13 protein-coding genes and 1 pseudogene are annotated in these 18,540 nt (G+C 39.3%); 5 read left to right on the top strand and 9 right to left on the bottom strand.

The features are described from left to right. Positions 1–16: 16 nt before the first annotated feature. From V7K38_RS14270 to V7K38_RS14260, 3 genes are all read right to left on the bottom strand, one after another. Positions 17–976 (bottom strand): ribonuclease Z, encoded by a 960-nt coding sequence (locus tag V7K38_RS14270; RefSeq protein WP_334858694.1) that lies wholly within the window; start codon positions 974–976, stop codon positions 17–19. A gap of 352 nt (positions 977–1,328) precedes the next feature. Beyond that, the gene (locus tag V7K38_RS14265) at positions 1,329–2,612 is read right to left on the bottom strand and encodes an aspartate aminotransferase family protein (protein ID WP_334858693.1); all 1,284 of its coding nucleotides are present in this window, start codon (positions 2,610–2,612) and stop codon (positions 1,329–1,331) included. A gap of 242 nt (positions 2,613–2,854) precedes the next feature. Then, the gene (locus V7K38_RS14260; RefSeq protein WP_334858692.1) at positions 2,855–3,478 is read right to left on the bottom strand and encodes a Uma2 family endonuclease; all 624 of its coding nucleotides are present in this window, start codon (positions 3,476–3,478) and stop codon (positions 2,855–2,857) included. 137 nt (positions 3,479–3,615) lie between these two features. Between V7K38_RS14260 and V7K38_RS14255 the strand changes: the two genes are divergently transcribed. Continuing rightward, entirely contained in the window at positions 3,616–4,632 is a 1,017-nt protein-coding gene (locus V7K38_RS14255) for a potassium channel family protein (protein WP_334858690.1), read from the top strand. Positions 4,633–4,756: 124 nt separating this feature from the next. Here V7K38_RS14255 and V7K38_RS14250 read toward each other — a convergent pair whose 3' ends face one another. From V7K38_RS14250 to rsmH, 5 genes and pseudogenes are all read right to left on the bottom strand, one after another. Further along, the gene (locus tag V7K38_RS14250) at positions 4,757–5,821 is read right to left on the bottom strand and encodes a hypothetical protein (protein ID WP_334858689.1); all 1,065 of its coding nucleotides are present in this window, start codon (positions 5,819–5,821) and stop codon (positions 4,757–4,759) included. A gap of 217 nt (positions 5,822–6,038) precedes the next feature. After that, entirely contained in the window at positions 6,039–6,596 is a 558-nt protein-coding gene (locus V7K38_RS14245) for a methylmalonic aciduria and homocystinuria type D protein (protein WP_334858687.1), read from the bottom strand. A gap of 309 nt (positions 6,597–6,905) precedes the next feature. Beyond that, positions 6,906–7,112 (bottom strand): glycogen debranching protein, encoded by a 207-nt coding sequence (locus tag V7K38_RS14240; RefSeq protein WP_114081438.1) that lies wholly within the window; start codon positions 7,110–7,112, stop codon positions 6,906–6,908. Between the two features lie 147 nt (positions 7,113–7,259). Continuing rightward, positions 7,260–7,493 (bottom strand): annotated as a pseudogene (locus tag V7K38_RS14235) (MotA/TolQ/ExbB proton channel family protein); the annotation flags it as partial. A gap of 51 nt (positions 7,494–7,544) precedes the next feature. Continuing rightward, positions 7,545–8,441, bottom strand: a complete 897-nt coding sequence (gene rsmH, locus V7K38_RS14230; protein WP_334858686.1) for a 16S rRNA (cytosine(1402)-N(4))-methyltransferase RsmH — start codon at positions 8,439–8,441, stop codon at positions 7,545–7,547. A 405-nt stretch (positions 8,442–8,846) separates the two neighbouring features. On the opposite strand from rsmH, the gene V7K38_RS14225 reads away from it, so the two are divergent. The 3 genes from V7K38_RS14225 to V7K38_RS14215 are packed head-to-tail and all read left to right on the top strand — an operon-like array spanning position 8,847 to position 13,733. Next, on the top strand, positions 8,847–10,031 hold the full coding sequence (locus tag V7K38_RS14225) for an NAD(P)H-quinone oxidoreductase subunit H (protein ID WP_094330473.1): 1,185 nt from the start codon (positions 8,847–8,849) through the stop codon (positions 10,029–10,031). Between the two features lie 31 nt (positions 10,032–10,062). Continuing rightward, positions 10,063–10,209 carry a hypothetical protein gene (locus V7K38_RS14220; protein WP_334858685.1) on the top strand — a complete coding sequence of 49 codons (147 nt, stop codon included), beginning with the start codon at positions 10,063–10,065 and terminating at the stop codon, positions 10,207–10,209. Positions 10,210–10,268: 59 nt separating this feature from the next. Next, entirely contained in the window at positions 10,269–13,733 is a 3,465-nt protein-coding gene (locus V7K38_RS14215) for a helicase-related protein (RefSeq protein WP_334858683.1), read from the top strand. 46 nt (positions 13,734–13,779) lie between these two features. Here V7K38_RS14215 and V7K38_RS14210 read toward each other — a convergent pair whose 3' ends face one another. After that, positions 13,780–14,733 carry a DUF4351 domain-containing protein gene (locus V7K38_RS14210; RefSeq protein ID WP_334858681.1) on the bottom strand — a complete coding sequence of 318 codons (954 nt, stop codon included), beginning with the start codon at positions 14,731–14,733 and terminating at the stop codon, positions 13,780–13,782. An 809-nt stretch (positions 14,734–15,542) separates the two neighbouring features. On the opposite strand from V7K38_RS14210, the gene V7K38_RS14205 reads away from it, so the two are divergent. Continuing rightward, the gene (locus tag V7K38_RS14205; protein WP_334858680.1) at positions 15,543–18,473 is read left to right on the top strand and encodes an Eco57I restriction-modification methylase domain-containing protein; all 2,931 of its coding nucleotides are present in this window, start codon (positions 15,543–15,545) and stop codon (positions 18,471–18,473) included. Positions 18,474–18,540 lie beyond the last annotated feature (67 nt).

The raw sequence follows: 18,540 nt of genomic DNA, 5'->3' as shown, positions 1-18,540 counted from the left end.
GAATTAGGCGTTCAATTTAAACACCTACCTTAGTTAACTCTACTTCTCGCCGTCTGGGTACTTCATGAATCATGAAATCATAAGCCATGTCAGTACGGGGAAAAATAGCACGGGCTTCTTTAAGAAGATCCTTCAACTCCAAGGTATTTCCGGGAGCATAGCGGGGGCTGAAATGACTCATAATCAGTCGATGCGCCCCAGCAGTTAAAGCTGTTTGTGCTGCCATTGTGGTTGTGGAATGCAAGCGTTGAAAAGCCATATCTGCATCTTGATGGGCGAAGGTTGCTTCGTGAATTAATACATCTGCATCATGAGCTAATTCCACTGCACCATCACAATAAATGGTATCTGTACAATAGGCAATTTTCCGACCAATTTCTGTAGGGCCGCATAATTGAGTGCCATCAATCACTCGTCCGTCGTCAAGGGTAACAGTTTCACCGCGCTTGAGTTGACCATAAATGCGACCAGAAGGAATTTCTAACGCTTTGGCTTTTTCCACATCAAAGCGTCCTGTCCGGTCTTTTTCGGCTACGCGGTAGCCGAAAGCTGTAATCCGGTGATGCAAATTACCGCAGCTAACGGTGAAGTCATTGTCTTCATAAATTACTCCTGGACGGATAGCGTGAACTTTAATTGGGTAAGAAAAGTGTGTGTAGGAGTAACGAGAAGCGGATTGAATGTAATCATTTAATCCAGGTGGCCCATAGATATCAATTCGTTCCACATTCCCAGCCAAACCGCAAGTAGCAAGAAGTCCCATCAAGCCAAAGATGTGATCGCCGTGCATGTGGGTGATAAAAATTCGGGAGAGTTGACTGATTTTCAGTTCACTCCGCATAATTTGATGTTGGGTGCCTTCGCCACAGTCGAATAACCACAGTTCCGCCCTTTGGGGTAATCTCAGAGCGACACTAGAAACATTGCGCGATCGCGTGGGTACACCGGAACTCGTCCCTAAGAATGTTATCTGCACAGTGTTCTTTAGTCTTCCTATTGCTCAATATTGCAGCTATATTTTCTATAGTGACACGGTTATTGATTTATTTTTTGATAGTGTCTAAATCAGCAAAATTCAGTTTATCCGCCTTGACAACAGGAATGCACTTAATATTTGGGTCTGATTTGATTACAGAATCCAGAATGAATTCTGATTCCTAAATTCTGTTTTGATAAAACTTAGGACTTACGCAAAATCATGATAAAACGAACTGCAAAGGACGCAAAGGACACAAAGTAATAAGAGTTTCAAAGAGTTCTTGCGTAAGTCCTGAAACTAAGAAAAAGCGAGAAATAGATACAAAGACTTATCCTCGCTTTTTGATTACCTAAGTTGTAAGAGTTGCGATCGCCTTTTCCACAGCTTCTAAGGCAGTCTTTACTTCTGCTTCTGTGACAATTAACGGTGGCACAAATCGGACTACTTTTGGCCCGGCTGGTACCAGCAATACACCCTCTTTGATGGCAGCATTGACGATATCTGCTGCGGTGAGTTGAATATCGGCTTGCAATTCCAAACCGTTGATTAAACCCCAACCCCGAACTTCGCTAATGTGCTGAGGATATTTAGCCGCGATCGCTCTTAATCCAGTTCGCAATTGTTCACCTCTGTCTTGAACATTCTGCAAAATGTTTTCCCGTTCCAATGTCTGGCAAACACTGAGTGCTATACCACACACAAAAGGATTGCCGCCAAAGGTGCTGGCGTGTTCCCCTGGTTGAAACACATCGCAGAATTTCTTGCTCATCATCGCACCGATGGGAATACCGCCACCTAAGCCTTTGGCACTGGTGAAAATATCCGGTTCAACGCCAAGATGTTCGTAAGCCCATAATTTGCCACTGCGCCCCATACCAACTTGCACTTCGTCAAAAATCAATAAAATGCCAGTTTCATCGCAAATTTGCCGCAGCTTTTTAAAATAGGCAACATCTCCCGGACGCACACCGCCTTCTCCCTGCAATGGCTCGATCAGAATTGCTGCTACCCGATAATCGCCTTCATCCAACTCACTAATCGCCACTTCCAGAGCGTTAATGTCGTTGTAATTTACATAGTGGAACCCAGGAACCAAAGGATCAAAATATTTTTGATACTTCGGTTGGGCTGTGGCGGTAACTGTTGCCAAAGTCCGCCCGTGGAAACTGGCATGGGCGGTTAAAATAATTGGTTTTTCAATGTCTAATACTGTGTGGGCATATTTCCGCGCCAGTTTAATTGCGGCTTCGTTGGCTTCAGCTCCAGAATTGCAGAAAAATACGCGATCGGCACAAGAATGTTCAACGAGCCATTTTGCCAATTCTCCTTGTTCAGGAATATAGTACAAATTAGAGACATGATGCAGCTTCTGGATTTGGCGTGTTACCGCTTCTACCATAACTGGGTGGGCGTGTCCCAAAGTACAAGTTGCAATTCCCGCTACAAAATCCAGATATTCGCGCCCCTGTGTATCCCACACCCGGCATCCAGCACCCCGTTCTAGGGCTAAGGGAAACCGGGCGTAGGTAGACATGACAGCTTCATTAAAGCTATCTGTATCAAAGGGACTAGATGTTACAGACCCTGAATCTGCAAAGATGGTGGCTTGGTCAACGAGAGTTTTTAGGCTCACTACCGCTCCTCCTGAAAGTTTTTCATTATATAGTTATTTACTAGTTTGCTAGAAATCCCTAAAAAATACTTTTTATTTAGCACAATTCGTACTTCTTTTTAAGTTAACGTTTATATCCCACATTCCCCACTTGATTTTGTGTTACACAATCAAGAGGGGAATGAACAACGTATTTAATTAAATCAACGTAACCAACTCTGAATAAGGATTTCAGGAATTTTGATCGGTTCAAAAAATACCGTTCAGATATTACCAGCATTAAAAATCTGCTCTGCGGTTAAATCCAACTCTGGGAAAGTGGGTGATTGGATGCGTTGGCTTCCACGAAACAGGTCGAGTTGATATTCACCCTCAACAAGTGAATAAATCGATATTGTCGGCTGTTTGGGGTTGCCAATAAATCGCTTGCCTCCTAGTGCTGCGTAGTCTATAATCCAATATTCAGGGATGCCGATTTCCTCATAACGACCCAATTTTGTGAAATAATCATCTCTCCAGTTTGTACTTACGACCTCAACGACCAAAGGAATTGACTCTGCTTGAGTGAGAGTGGATTCTTTTTTCCACAGAGGTTCATTTACTAGGTTGGGGCGGTTTAACAACAACACATCTGGTAAATAAGCAGATTCACTTTCAGATGGTTTTACGAATGCTGTTTTGGGACAGCCATAAGATAGCTTCAGTCGGGTATATTCTAAAATAAATCTCTCGATTAAAAATAAAATAATCTCCTCATGGTCGCCTGTCGGTGGTGGCATCTCAATTACTACTCCATCGTGTAATTCGTAGCGTTTATTTGAGTTGTCAGGGTATTTAGTGATAAATTCTTCAAACGTAACTAGTTTTCTTTGTAGGGCTTGAGTCATCAGTTAATCCTCAAAGTCAAACTGAGTTTAAATATACTAAAAAGTTAGCAGAAAACTAGAAAAAGTAGGTTAAAAGTACTATTGTTACTTCATTCTCAACACTTGAGCAAAAATATCAACGTATCCAAAAGGAGTTAATGGCTGGGGCGATCGCTCTTGGTGGTGTTTTTGTCATTGGCACTTTGTGGTACTCGTTAATTGAGGGCTGGTCATGGGAAGATGCAGCGTACATGACAGTCATCACTCTTGCAACTGTGGGATATGGAGAGACGCACCCACTGGGTAGCCGAGGACGATTGTTTACAATTGCCCTGATTTTGTTGGGTGTAGTCAATATCGGTTACATTGTCAACAGATTTACAGAAGCGATTATTCAAGGCTACTTTCAAGAAGGAATTCGGCTACAACAACAGAGGCGGTTAATGGAATCCCTATCAGAACATTACATCATCTGTGGATTTAGTCGCACTGGTCGACAAATTGCCAAGGAATTTCGGGCAGAAGGCGCACCTTTTGTAGTGATTGATTCGGAGATGGAATCTGTGCAAAGGGCGCAGAGAGAAGGTTACACAGCATTTCAAGGTGACGCTACCCTAGATGATACGCTTTTGAAAGTTGGTATTGAAAGGGCGATGTGTATTGTTGCAGCCCTGCCTTCCGATGCTGAAAATTTATACATTGTTTTATCAGCAAAAACACTAAATGCAGGAATTCGGGTGATTGCCCGCGCCAGTACAGAAGAAGCTTTGCAGAAGTTACGACGCGGTGGCGCAGATCAGGTGATATCACCCTATATTACTGGTGGGAAGCGCATGGCTGCTGCGGCACTTAGACCCCAAGTGTTGGACTTTGTAGACGGAATTTTGACAGGTGCAGACCGTCAGTTATATATGGAAGAATTTTTACTCGATCCGGCTTTTTGTCCCTTTGTGGGTCAGAGTTTGCAAAAAGCGAGATTGCGATCGCAATCTGGGGCATTAGTTCTGGCAATTCGCCGCGTTGATGGGACTTTAATCGGTGGCCCCACTGGCGATACGGTATTAATGTCGGGAGATCGGCTAATTGGTATGGGTACAGAAGAACAGTTGCGTAGCCTTAACCAAATTCTCGGCCCGATTGGTTCCAAGCAACTGCGTAAACCTAAAAATAATTGATGCTATCACAATTCTCCAATATTAAAGCTAGAAATGTAGTGAATCAAAGCTTCTAACTTGCCGTTTACTATATATTTTTTCACTCGCTTTAAAAAGCTAGCATGTTATTACAACAATTTTTGTACTAAATTTCTTGCATGGAACTTAAGCGTTTTAGCCCTGCTTCACATTCTTGATAAATCCAAAAAACTCGATTAATCCCTTGCATTTTCAACCAATTAACTGATATATCCCAATATTTAACTTTTGTTTGTTCAGCAATTGGTTTTAAAAATATACAGAGCAATGATGCGCCGATTCTAAATAAGAAAATACCTCCCCTTCGTGGTAAATTAAACTGTTCCAGTGACCAAAGTCTACGAATTTTTTCTGTAACTAATGGTTTGGTATGCCAACTTGTCATTAATTCTTTTGCTTTTTGGCGATCGCCTCTAGTTTGTTGGTAAGCAACTAGAGTTCTATACTCTATTGGATTCAGGGTATAAAAACTACGCCCACTTTTAGGATAAAGTACTGGCTTATCATTTTCGTTTTCGCTGAAGTGTGTGCCATAAACTCTGCTATTGATTTTCCACTCATATTTGATTTCTTTTTTAATTTCAGGGTGACTCTTGATATTAATGTTGGTCAAAAATGTGATTAAACTAAGAACAGCAAGCACCGAAAAAATGGAATATATCAATCCACTAAATAAACCCCACTTCTGAACGAACTTTAGACCGTATGAACAAATAGGCAGTAATGTCACCAATAAAGTAATTGTAAAAACTGTAGATGATAACCTAGCTCTAGTCTCGCCTATAAAATAATAGAATTTTTTAACTATCCAGCTTGCAGCAAAGACCAAAAGACTAAAAGCAATGAAATCGAAGAAGAAAGCTATAAGGAAAGTTAGGTATTTCTTATAATATATCACGTCTATCAAAACACACATTAAAGACACATTGATGGTAATTTGTGTATTTAACATAGGAATTGATCTAACAAAAAAATAAATTAATTCTTTAGGTTTTACTAATCCTTCATCAATTACTTTTAAGTCTTCATCAATATCGTCTGTAGGAACTATAATCGTATTTTCAATATTTACAGAATCTACATTTAATCCAGAGATAAATTCGCCACCGTGTTGATAAGCGTAAAAATGGCGAATATCGGGGCTTTTAAAGTTAATTAAACTTTCTTTCATTGTTTTTACTGCTTTTTATCTATTTAAAATAGCATCACAGATTTTAGCTTCCTGTAGGTTGGTCTTCTAATTTATATATACGATAACCACTCAAGTTTCCCTGTACAGTTATTTAGTCATCGGCAAAAGTGCAGAGAATTACTCAATTATTACAATAAGTTACAAAAATCGCATCAAGATTTGATGATTCATGCAAGGGATGTCAGCGATACGTCAATTAATTATCTATTTCTTTCCACCCATGCATGGATGCTATACCTTTTGTAACCCATTCGATCAAAATTGGGGGAGCTTCTGATATCAAAATGCTAGGATAAACTGCTGCACCCCATTCGGGATGCACTAGTACGCGGCATTGATTTTTAATCACTGGATAGTTGAGTAAAGCTTTGACAACTGCTGTGTCATCGTGGGGAATTGCGCCGGGGTGAGACAGCAAAGGATAGCCTGTACGAGGGTCGATTAGGTCTGTTAAATAGCCGCGATCGCGCAGATTAAATGCTAAATCACAGCCAAATCGCATAAACTTTTCTCGTAAGCGTTCTTTCTCTGACTCTACTTCTGCCGTCTTTTTGACTAATTGATAACGCGATCGCTGCAAGACAATCACTACTCTTAAAAATGGCTGCCGTTTCCAATCTGGTAATATCCGTTCGCAGTTAGCACAGATATAGGGAGTGGGAGCATGAATTGAAATTTGAACCGCTTGTCCCGTTTCGCCAACTAAATTAATGGGACAGGCTTGCTCCGAAGTGTAAACTTTGGGATAGTTCACTAAATTGATTCGGCTAATACAAGTTTTTTAATTTAATCTACGGTATAGATGATAGCTCTTAAAAGTACAGAAAAATCATCAGTTTCTTATCTTATGTTACTTTTTTTAGAAGCATTTGCTAATAATTAGAGAATTTTAATCCGAATTTTATCCTTTATTAACCTGTGTTTATGGGATTTGCTGCGATCGCTGTAGCCATTAATATAGATGCAGAGTGTCCAAGATAAAGCGAAGCCTACGGCGGGCTACGCCTACGCTTCTAAAATTTGTTCGTTCAAAACCTCAAAAAATGAACTCCATTTCACCCAATTAATTGAGTTTTAAAGAATTCACCGGTACTTCATCCCAAGAATCGACTGTCCGCAATTGCGCTACCCAACCTGCGGCCTTTTGCTTCTCAGTCAAATTATTCTGGAAAGAATCATGACACTCTTTAGCTTGAGATTCATTACAAGTAGCAATACAGGCATGAATCATCCCAGACGGATCAATTTGCTCGTTTACCCAAATAGTCATGGAATATTTCCTCAATAACTGTAGCGAAAAAAGCTATTTAGTTATTTTAGAACACTATTAGAGTCAAAAATTGCAGAGCCAAATCGGTAACAAGTAGTAAACTAATCCCAATCACCGATTGCTAATTTCCAATTACCCAATTCCGCTTTATCTGTTAGGCACATAAGATTTATCACCTCTTTCATAGCGACGGCGGTAGAGTAATTCTAACTGTCCACCATATTCTTGAATGCAAGCTATCTGGCGCTGGTAGAGTCCGCAGAAGGTATTAGCAAATAATAATGTAAAGATTGCTACTACTAACCCTGATGCTGTGGATACTAAAGCTTCACTAATTCCAGATGTTATACCTGTTGTTTTAGTACCTCCCACATCTCCTATTCGCGGCAATTCTGAGCCACGAGATGAAACAGTTTAACGCTGCATTGCAAGTTACAGCAACTTTTCAGCTATCCTCAGTTTGGCCGATCGCGATCGCGGATTCTGACTAATTTCCTCTTCTTGAGCAATAATTGGTTTTTTTGTCAAGACTTTTAATAAAGGTGAATTTCTTAAACCATGCTTCACCGGACGGTCTTCTAAACTATGAAAACTGATAATTGCAATTCTGCCACCAGGGACAAGGGCATTTGGGGCTTTATCCAAAAAGGTTTCTAAGGATTTTAACTCGTCGTTGACGACAATTCGCAGAGCTTGAAAAACACGAGTAGCGGGGTGAATTCTCCCATAACGGTATTTTGGGGGGACTGAAGAAGCGATCGCATCAGCTAATTCTGTAGTAGTATGCAACGGTCGGCGTTCTACAATCCGACGAGCAATGCGCCGTGATAATCTCTCTTCACCGTACTTAAAGAAAATATCAGCTAATTCTGCTTCATCCCAATTATTAATGATATCAGCAGCAGTTAGCGATCGCCCTCGATCCATTCGCATATCCAAATTTGCAGCTTGGCGAAAGCTGAAACCCCTTTCTGCTTGGTCTAAATGGTAAGAACTTACCCCCAAATCGGCGAGAATACCGTTGAAAGTATTAGAGGGAAATTCGTAGTCAGCAAAATTGCTATAGATAAATTGTACGCGATCGCCAAACTCTGCTAATTCTTTCTTCGCTGCTGCTAAAGCATCCTCATCTTGGTCAATTGCCGTTAATTGTACATCTGGCGCAGCTGCTAAAATCAAACGGCTGTGACCTCCACCGCCTACCGTCGTATCTAGATAGTGACCTTCTGGAGATATCGCTAAACCCTTAATTACCTCTCGTCCCAAAACGGAAATATGAGAAAAAGCCAGTTCTTCTATATCTAACGGTGTTTGTAAATCTGATTTCATCTTTAATTTTATTTTTGTTTTTATTTGGTAAGACTTACATCAAAAACCTCTTAAACTCTTATTCCTCCGTGTCCTCTGCGTCCTCTGTGGTTCGATTTAAGTCTTATCTAACACCCAATCCCAATACCCAACATCAGGATTCTCAATGCAAAAAGAGATTACATGAAAAAAAACCTGTGCCTCAATCCCTTACATATCAAGCTTCCCTATAATAATTGAAGAGGTGCAACGAAATGAAACAATTACAACTCCTGCGCTGCTATCCTCTCTCCAACATAACCCTGTAGAGTCAAAATTATATAGATTGCCCCTACAAACCTCATTTTGGCAGACTAGATAAATCGGCTGTGGTTGGCATCTAGGCGGTTCAATTCAAAATTTTCACGAACGGAGAACACAAAATCTATGACCAGACTAGAAACCCGCACTGAACCAATGGTGCTAAACATGGGGCCACACCACCCCTCAATGCACGGGGTTCTGCGGCTAATCATGACTCTGGATGGCGAGGATGTCGTTGACTGTGAACCAGTTATCGGCTATTTGCACCGGGGAATGGAAAAAATCGCTGAGAACCGTACTAATGTAATGTACGTTCCTTACGTTAGTCGTTGGGACTACGCTGCGGGAATGTTCAACGAAGCCGTCACTGTTAACGCCCCAGAAAAACTTGCAGGTGTCGCTGTTCCCAAACGCGCTAGCTACATCCGCGTCATTATGTTGGAGTTGAACCGCATTGCTAACCACTTGCTATGGTTTGGCCCTTTCCTCGCTGACGTAGGCGCACAAACTCCCTTCTTCTACCAGTTCCGCGAACGGGAGATGATTTATGATTTGTGGGAAGCAGCCACAGGTTATCGGATGGTAAATAACAATTACTTCCGCGTTGGTGGAGTAGCAGCCGATTTACCTTACGGTTGGGTAGATAAGTGTTTTGAATTCTGCGACTACTTAATACCCAAAGTTGATGAGTACGAACGTTTAGTAACCGATAACCCCATCTTTCGGCGACGTGTTGAGGGTATTGGTACTATCACGCGAGAAGAAGCAATTAACTGGGGACTTTCTGGCCCAATGTTACGCGCTTCTGGCGTGCAATGGGATTTGCGGAAAGTTGACCATTACGAATGTTACGACGATTTCGATTGGGATGTACAGTGGGAAACTGCCGGTGATTGCTTTGCCCGTTATGTAGTGCGGATGCGGGAAATGCGCGAATCGGTGAAGATTCTTCGCCAAGCACTTAAAGGACTTCCTGGCGGCCCTTACGAAAATCTGGAAGCGAAGCGTTTAGCCGCAGGGAAAAAATCTGAGTGGGATGCTTTTGATTACCAATTTATTGGTAAAAAGGTTTCCCCTACCTTCAAGATTCCCAAGGGTGAAATCTACGCCCGTGTCGAAAGTGGCAAAGGTGAGTTGGGAATTTATTTGGTTGGCGATGATAATGTTTTCCCTGCACGGTGGAAGATTCGCGCCGCAGATTTCAACAACCTCCAGATTGTTCCACATTTACTGCGTGGTATGAAGGTTGCAGATATTGTGGTCATCCTTGGTAGTGTTGACGTAATTATGGGTTCTGTGGATAGGTAGAAAATATCTATCTAAGTATTTTTTAGAGCAGTTGTATTATGCAACTGCTCTTTTTTTATGGCATTGGGTAAAACTAGTTCAGTTAAAAATTTCTTCCTTGGCGGCTTGGCGGTTCGTTCAAAAATTTATCGAACCGCCAAGTCGCCAAGAACGCCAAGAAGAATGCACTCTTTACTAATCTGGCTGGAAAAATTTTTTACTCATATAACATAGGTACGAAATATAGAGTTTTAAATAATGCCCCGGATATTTGACAACATTGATTTACAACTGCTGCCAATTTTACGAGAAACTCTCAAAGTCTCTTATCGGGGAGACTTTTGCGTTGGCTACTTTAATCTCAGAGGTTGGCGAAGAATTGACGACTTAATCGAACAGTATGTTGGTGGCGAAAATGCTTGTTGTCGTTTGCTAATTGGGATGCAAAGCTTACCCAGTGATGAAATTTATGCAGCATTTAGCCTTGTTAGTGGTGATAGAAGGATTGATAATAGTGACATTGTGCGGTTTAAAAAACGCATGGCGGCAGAATTCCGTCAGCAGTTAACCATCGGTGCGCCGACTAATCAGGATGAAGCGGGATTGCGGCGGTTAAGTTATCAGCTAAAAAGTCAGAAGGTAATTATTAGACTGTTTCTACGTCATTCTCTCCACGCCAAGTTGTATCTTGTGCATCGCAATGACCCCAACACCCCAATTGTGGGATTTTTGGGTAGCAGTAATTTAACCCTTCCCGGACTTGCAAAACAAGGGGAGTTGAATGTTGATATTTTAGACCATGATGCTTGTAATAAACTGCAAAAGTGGTTTAGCGATCGCTGGCAAGATTACGGTTGTGTAGATATTTCTCAAGAATTAGCTGAAATTATCGATCAGAGTTGGGCTAGGCAAGATTTAGTCTCACCTTACTACATCTACCTGAAGATAGCTTACCACTTATCCCATGAGGCGATCGCAGGACTTTCAGAATTTCGTATCCCTCGTGAATTTAATAACTTATTTGATTTCCAGAAAGCTGCCGTACAGTTAGCAGCACGTCATGTAACTAGGCGTGGTGGCGTGTTAGTAGGTGATGTGGTCGGTTTGGGCAAAACTTTAGTTGGAACCGCCTTAGCGAAGATATTACAAGAAGATTGTTTTTTAGAAACACTGATAATTTGCCCAAAAAACCTAGTGTCAATGTGGCAAGAATACGTAAATAACTATCGGTTACTTGCCGAGGTTATGCCAATTAGTCAAGTACAAAATAAATTACCAAAACTCCGGCGCTACCGAGTTGTGTTAATTGATGAAAGCCACAATCTACGTAACCGCGAAGGTAAACGTTATCGAACAATTACAGAATATATTGCAGCTAACGAAAGTAAATGTATTTTATTATCTGCAACTCCTTACAATAAAAGTTATCTTGACCTTTTCGCACAACTGCGGCTATTTGTGCCAGAAGACCAAGATTTGGGGTTAAGACCAGAAGCTTTAATTAATGAACTAGGCGGCAGTTCCGTAGGAGAATTAGAGTTTATTAGAAAGCATCAATGTTCCGTCCGTTCTTTAGCAGCCTTTGAGAAAAGCGAACATCCTGATGACTGGCGAGAATTGATGAAGCGTTACATGGTGCGACGCACTCGTTCATTTATTAAAGAAAATTATGCCCACACAGATGAAACAGGGCGGAAATATTTAGAATTTTCTGATGGGAGACGTTCTTATTTTCCTCAGCGTGTGCCTCGCAGTCTCAAGTTTCCTTTAGAAGGTTCTAACACAGACTTTTATGCTCGTCTTTACTCTGAATTAGTAGTAGAAGTCATTAATCAACTAAATTTACCACGTTATGGGCTAGGAAATTACATTATTGCTAAACCCAAACAGCCGCCTACAGATACCGAGCAACGTTTTATTAATAGCTTATTTCGTGGTGGTAGGAGGTTAATGGGTTTTTCGCGCACTAATTTATTTAAGCGTTTAGAAAGTAGTGGTGTTGCTTTTATTCAATCAATTGAACGTCATATATTACGAAATTTCATTTATTTATATGCTTTAGACAATGGTCTTGATATTCCGATTGGAACTCAGGAAGCTGAGTTATTAGATACAAGTAATAATGATGAAGATGCCGATTCTGTAGTAGCAGCTTTATTCGATACAGAAATCGAAGAAGATGATTCTGACCTAACCCCCCAACCCCCTTCCCTACTAGGTAATGGGGAGAATTCAAAGCCTCTCTCCTTGCAGGAGAGAGGTTTGGAGAGAGGTTTTCCAGATTCTGTAAAAAGTCAGGAAAAAGTATTTCGTCAAAGGGCAGAATCAATTTACCAAGAATATGCAACTCGATATCAACGGCGATTTAAATGGCTGCGTTCTCCACTTTTTGATATAAAAAAGCTCAAACGTGATTTGCTAGAAGATGCCAAAGCATTGATTAATGTACTGCAACAGTGTGGCGAGTGGAATCCTCAAAAAGATGAAAAACTTGCAGCTTTAATTAAACTGCTCACAAAAACTCACCCCAAAGATAAAGTCCTAATTTTCACCCAGTTTGCTGATACAGTTCGTTATCTTACAGACAATTTGCAGTTGAGTCAGATTACTAACGTCGCAGGGGTGACAGGACAATCTAAAGACCCTACACTAATGACGGGAAGATTTAGCCCTGTAAGTAATGGAAAACGCGAGCAAATTTCATCATCATCAGAGTTGCGGATTTTAATCGCCACCGATGTTTTAAGTGAAGGTCATAATTTGCAAGACTGTGCAATTATCGTCAATTGGGATTTACCTTGGGCAATTATTCGCTTAATTCAACGCGCCGGAAGAGTAGACCGCATTGGACAAAATGCAGACCAAATTCTCTGTTATTCTTTTTTACCAGCCGAGGGAGTAGAAAGGATTATTAATTTGCGCGGACGACTCCGTAAACGACTGCAAGAAAATGCTGAAGTCGTAGGAACTGATGAAGCTTTTTTTGAAGATGATGATGCACGAGTAATTCTTGACCTCTATAACGAGAAATCTGGAATTTTAGATGGTGAAGAAGATACAGAAGTTGATTTGACATCAGAAGCGTTTCAAATTTGGAAAAAAGCCACTGATAATAATCCCGGCTTGAAAAAAACCATTGAAGAAATGCAAAATGTAGCTTATTCTACCCGCGCCCATACTCCGCAGCCTGTGCAACCGGAGGGGGTATTGCTTTATATGAAAACTACTGAGGGAAATGATTCTTTAATTTATGTTGACCGCGATGGAAATAGTGTTACTCAATCACAATTAGCAGTTCTTCGCGTAGCGGCGTGTGAAGAATCTACCCCAGCAATACCTAGAGACAAACAGCATCACGAGTTAGTGCAGAAGGGTGCTGAATTGATTGCTGAAGAAGAGAAAAATGCCGGCGGTCAATTGGGGCGACCATCAGGTGCAAGGTTCCGCACTTATGAACGACTGAAGAGTTATGTTCAAGAAATGAAAGGAACATTATTTGTCAGTGAAGAACTTTTAAAAGCAATTGATGAGATTTACCGTTATCCTTTGCGACAGTCAGCCATTGATACTCTCAACCGCCAACTCAGAAGCGGTATTAATAATCAGCAGTTAGCTGAGTTGGTAGTAGCGCTACGGATGGATGACCGTTTATGTATTGTCACAGAAGAACTAGAAAAGCGAGAACCTCAAATTATTTGTTCATTAGGATTATTTTCTAATTAGTAATTAAAGCAATAGACGCGATGAATCGCGTCTATTGAAAAATATTCTACGCTGTTTTATTTTCTTCCAACCAATTAAGTAAATCCTCAATGGCTGTAAAATCTAACAAAGCCTCGCCAAGTGCTTCTAATTGCTCTAAAGAAAGAGTTTGAATGCGCCCGCGAACCTCTTGTGGTAACTCTCCTACTCGTTTTTGTAGCTGCCGTAACACGAGTGTTTGTCCTTGTTCTTGTTTTCCCCGCTCATAGCCAATGCGCTCTCCTGTGGTAATGTAGCTCATAGTCTGCTCCTGCTCAAATTGCTTAAACTCTTGCCAAAATTCTGCTTCTAAGGCTTTTGGTAAAATCATAACCCAATCAATAAATCGGTAAAGGTTACGAATATCTTTTTCTTGCAATCCTAATTCATACAATCTGCGAATCAAACTAAACTTCCAAGCTTTACGTTCTCCTGGCTTTTTATTTGTTTGTTGTGTTTTCAAATGCGCCATTACAACAGTTGCAAATGGATTGTCGCTGGCTTCTAATTCTGTCCAACGATTTTGATAATCCAGTAATTTGACAGTTCCAAATTCAAAGTTAAGCCTGGTATTGGGATAATTATAACTATATTGATTGGGTCGCCATGTCGGGTCTGTATCGCACAAAATTGCTAAACTTATGGCAGGTTTTGCAAATCTGTCAAAAATTCGCAGATTGTAGGAAAACATTCTTTCTGGAAAGATGTCTTCTGATTTTGCCTGGATTTCCACATGGATTAATAGCCAAATTTCTTGTCCTTGAATTTGCCAGACTTTAACTAATTTATCTGCATATCTCCTACCAAGTTCTGCTTCGCGGGCTATTTGTTGAAATTCCTTATCAAGAAATTCGTGAGGACGTTCCCAATTAATTATTTTTGCTGTTTCGGGAAAGAAAAATTGCATTGCCTGGGGAAAGTAAGCTTCTAAAATTTCTTTCCACGGGCTATCATTATCTGCTCTTTCCAGTTTTTCAGCCATTAGTTTATTGCTATAACATTTATTAATCTTAAACAATACTGTTCGGTTAAGGCAAGAGACGCGATAAATCGCCGTCTTTAAGAACTTTCGGAAAACACCGAAATTATAAAGCAAACTGGGGTTTGAATAAGTCAAAGCTCTTTTTGTTTGTAGAAGACACCGAAATTATAAAGTAAACTGGGGTTTGAATAAGTCAAAGCTCCTTTTGCTTACGGAAAACACTAAAATGAATAAGTAAAATGATGTTTTGAATAAGTCAAAGCTCCTTTTGCTTGCGGAAAACACCAAAATGAATAAGTAAAATGATCTTTTGAGTAAGTCAAAGGTCATTTTGATTAAGCATTTCAGTGTTTTGAGAAAGTAAACGGGCATTTTTATAAAGCAATTAGGCATTTTTATAAAATAATCAGTAAATATACCTGACAATTAAAAAATCACTCCCGTAGAAAATAATGTCGGCATTTACATAACTCAGGTAATATCCCTGAACCTACTTTGATATAAAGGATTTATAAAGTATAAAAAGCATGGTAAAAATTTAACTTCTATAGGATTAGTATTTGATTTTTGAAATATAGTAGGGTGCGTTAGCATAGCGTAACGCACTATCTTAAGCTTATGGTGCGTTACGACGTTCCGTCTAACACGCCCTACAGATACTTATATTTTTTCAAAAATCAAATATGATTCTTATATAGAAAGAGTTTTTTCAAGTCTGTCAGCACAGACTTAATTTTTCTAGCCACAGATTTATTTTCTGAATGGCAAGTTTACCATGCTCTTTTTTTATTATTGAAGCATGGTAAATTATGTCTCTGAATTTTCAACGAACCCGCGATTTACTCTCTAACTTTAAATTTAGTAATTTATTTATAGAAGAGTTAGGTTGGTCTAAACCTTCCAGACAAAAACCTGTAAGTTTAAAAATTGAGAACAACACGTATCAATACCAAAAGATTGCTGAACTTTCAGGCGTTGCAATCTTTGAAGTCATCGCAACTGATGGGAACATCCCAGAGGCGAAGGTTAGAAAGCATATTCATCAAGAAATTACTAAACTCATCAATGAAAATCTCCTAATTTTTATTGGTCAAGAACGCACACGTAGTCTTTGGTATTGGGTAAAACGAGAAGGAAGTAAAAGCTTCTTTCGTGACCATTTATATGTGAAGGGTCAACCAGGAGACTTATTTTTAAGTAAACTTGGTTCTTTAGTTATTGATATTACTGAATTAGAACATGGTGAACCGACGGTTGTCGAAATTGCCTATAAACTACAACGAGGTTTTGATGTTGAGCCTGTAACTAAGAAGTTTTACAAGGAATTTCAAGAACAACACCAGAAGTTTTTGCTGTTTGTGAAAGGAATTGATAATGAGACAGATAGACGTTGGTATACATCGGTAATTCTTAACCGTCTGATGTTTGTTTATTTTCTCCAGCGTAAGGGTTTTATTGATAATAAAGATTTAAATTATCTGCAAAATAAGCTTGAACAAAGTAAGCAAAAAGCTGAAAATCATTTTTATGACGAATTTCTCAAGGCTTTGTTTTTTGAAAGCTTTGCTAAACCTGAGTTTGAACGCGATTTATCTGTAAAAGAATTGGTAGGTAAGGTTAAATACCTGAATGGTGGACTATTTCTCAAGCATCATATTGAAGATAAATATGATATATCTATAGTTGATGAGGCGTTTGAGCAAGTTCTAGATTTATTTGGGCGTTATTCTTGGAATTTAGATGATACGCCGGAAGGTAAAGACGACGAGATAAACCCTGATGTTTTAGGATATATTTTTGAAAAATATATTAATCAAAAGGCTTTTGGAGCCTATTATACTAGACCGCAAATTACAGAATATCTCTGTGATAGAACTATCCATAAGTTAATTGTAGACCGCATAAATGATGCGTTATCCGATCAGTATAAGCCATTTGAGGATATTAACGAACTTCTGATTAAGCTGGATGCAAATGTTTGTCGTCTACTAATGGAAGATATTCTTCCTAATTTATCAATTCTTGACCCGGCTTGTGGTTCTGGTGCTTTTCTCGTAGCGGCTATGAAGACTTTAATTTCTATATATACTGCTATTATTGGGACAATTGAATTACAGGGAGATCAAAAATTAAAAGACTGGCTAAAAACTGAAAAAACTGAGCATCTTTCTATAGAGTATTTTATCAGAAAGCTCATTATTAGGGATAACCTCTATGGTATAGATATCATGGAGGAAGCAACGGAAATTGCTAAACTACGTCTTTTCTTAGCGCTAGTTTCTTCTGCTAAGAATGTCGATGAATTAGAACCATTGCCGAATATTGATTTTAATATTATGGCAGGTAATTCGCTGATTGGGTTAGTTAAAGTTGATGAAACAGCCTTTGATACAGTCGGAAATTCGTTACAAGGTAATCTTTTACAGTCTTTAGCAGCCGATAATTACAAAAAAATATTAGAAGAGAAAAATGAATCAATTAAAATTTATAAAGAATATACTTTTTTACCTCAAAATTTACCTCACACAGATACACCTAAAGATACTTGCTACAGACATCTACGCAGAAGTATTGAACAACTCAATAATAAATCGCAAGAAAAGTTAAATCTTTTGCTGTTGGATGAGTTTAGTAAGCGTTTGGGTATCAAATATGAAGAAGTTCAGTTAACTGGAAAGTCACAGAAGCGTGTTTTAAAGGTTGAGGATATTGCAGCTTTGAAGCCGTTTCACTGGGGTTATCATTTTGACAAGGTTTTAGAACGTGGAGGTTTTGATGCGATTATTACTAATCCACCGTGGGAAATATTTAAGCCACAAGCTAAGGAGTTCTTTGCACAGCATAATGAACTGGTGACAAAGAATAAGATGGATATTAAGGATTTTGAAAAAGAACAGAGTAAACTTTTACAAAATCCAATAATTGCAAGTACTTGGTTAGAATATCAAAGTCAATATCCTTATGTCAGCGCTTATTATCGTTCATCTGAACAGTATAAAAATCAGATTTCTGTTGTGAATGGTAAAAAAGCAGGTACGGATATTAATCTTTATAAGCTGTTTACAGAACAATGTTTTAATCTTCTGCGTTCAGGCGGTGAGTGTGGGATTGTAATTCCTAGTGGTATTTACACTGATTTGGGGACTAAGCAATTGCGGGAGATGTTGTTTAGTCAAACTAAAGTTACTGGTTTATTCTGTCTTGAGAATCGTAAAGAAATCTTTGAAGGTGTTCATCGCAGTTTTAAAATAGTTGTTCTTACTTTTGCAAAAGGTAGTATAACAACAGAATTTCCATCTGCATTTATGCGTCATGATGTGCAGGAACTGAAAAGGTTTCCTAGTGATGATAGCTTGCAGATTAATATTGACATGGTGCGTCAACTATCACCTGATTCTTTATCTGTGATGGAGTTTAAGAATCAGGTAGATATTCGCATAGCTGAGAAAATGCTTAAGTTCCCTTTGCTGGGTGAAAAGATTGAGGGTAAGTGGAATTTGCGTTTAACTGCTGAATTTCACATGACTAGCGACAGCAATTTATTTAAGCAACAGCCAGCTAAAGGAAGATTACCATTATATGAAGGTAAAATGATTCATCAGTTCACTCACTTATATGCTGAACCTAGATATTGGGTGGGTGAAGAAGAAGGGAGGAAAGCTTTATTAAAACGGAATGAAATTGATAACGGTCAATATTTGGATTATCAATATTTGGTTCTTCAGTACTTGTTATGCTAAATTATTAACATATAGATATTAAACGATGTCAAAAAATGTATCAATAATCTGTTAAAAGTACTACAAG

It is taken from the genome of Nostoc sp. (genome assembly GCF_036917465.1).
GTDB lineage: Bacteria > Cyanobacteriota > Cyanobacteriia > Cyanobacteriales > Nostocaceae > Nostoc.
Note: the sequence above shows the minus strand (reverse complement) of the source record. Positions and strands in the feature narration are given on the sequence as shown.

Excerpts from the sequence above, each read along its gene's own strand:
- V7K38_RS14215 (WP_334858683.1), top strand. The coding sequence starts at position 10,269 with ATGCCCCGGATATTTGACAACATTGATTTACAACTGCTGCCAATTTTA.
- V7K38_RS14205 (WP_334858680.1), top strand. The coding sequence starts at position 15,543 with ATGTCTCTGAATTTTCAACGAACCCGCGATTTACTCTCTAACTTTAAA.
- V7K38_RS14260 (WP_334858692.1), bottom strand. The coding sequence starts at position 3,478 with ATGACTCAAGCCCTACAAAGAAAACTAGTTACGTTTGAAGAATTTATC.
- V7K38_RS14250 (WP_334858689.1), bottom strand. The coding sequence starts at position 5,821 with ATGAAAGAAAGTTTAATTAACTTTAAAAGCCCCGATATTCGCCATTTT.
- V7K38_RS14225 (WP_094330473.1), top strand. The coding sequence starts at position 8,847 with ATGACCAGACTAGAAACCCGCACTGAACCAATGGTGCTAAACATGGGG.
- V7K38_RS14240 (WP_114081438.1), bottom strand. The coding sequence starts at position 7,112 with ATGACTATTTGGGTAAACGAGCAAATTGATCCGTCTGGGATGATTCAT.
- V7K38_RS14210 (WP_334858681.1), bottom strand. The coding sequence starts at position 14,733 with ATGGCTGAAAAACTGGAAAGAGCAGATAATGATAGCCCGTGGAAAGAA.
- rsmH (WP_334858686.1), bottom strand. The coding sequence starts at position 8,441 with ATGAAATCAGATTTACAAACACCGTTAGATATAGAAGAACTGGCTTTT.
- V7K38_RS14255 (WP_334858690.1), top strand. The coding sequence starts at position 3,616 with ATGGCTGGGGCGATCGCTCTTGGTGGTGTTTTTGTCATTGGCACTTTG.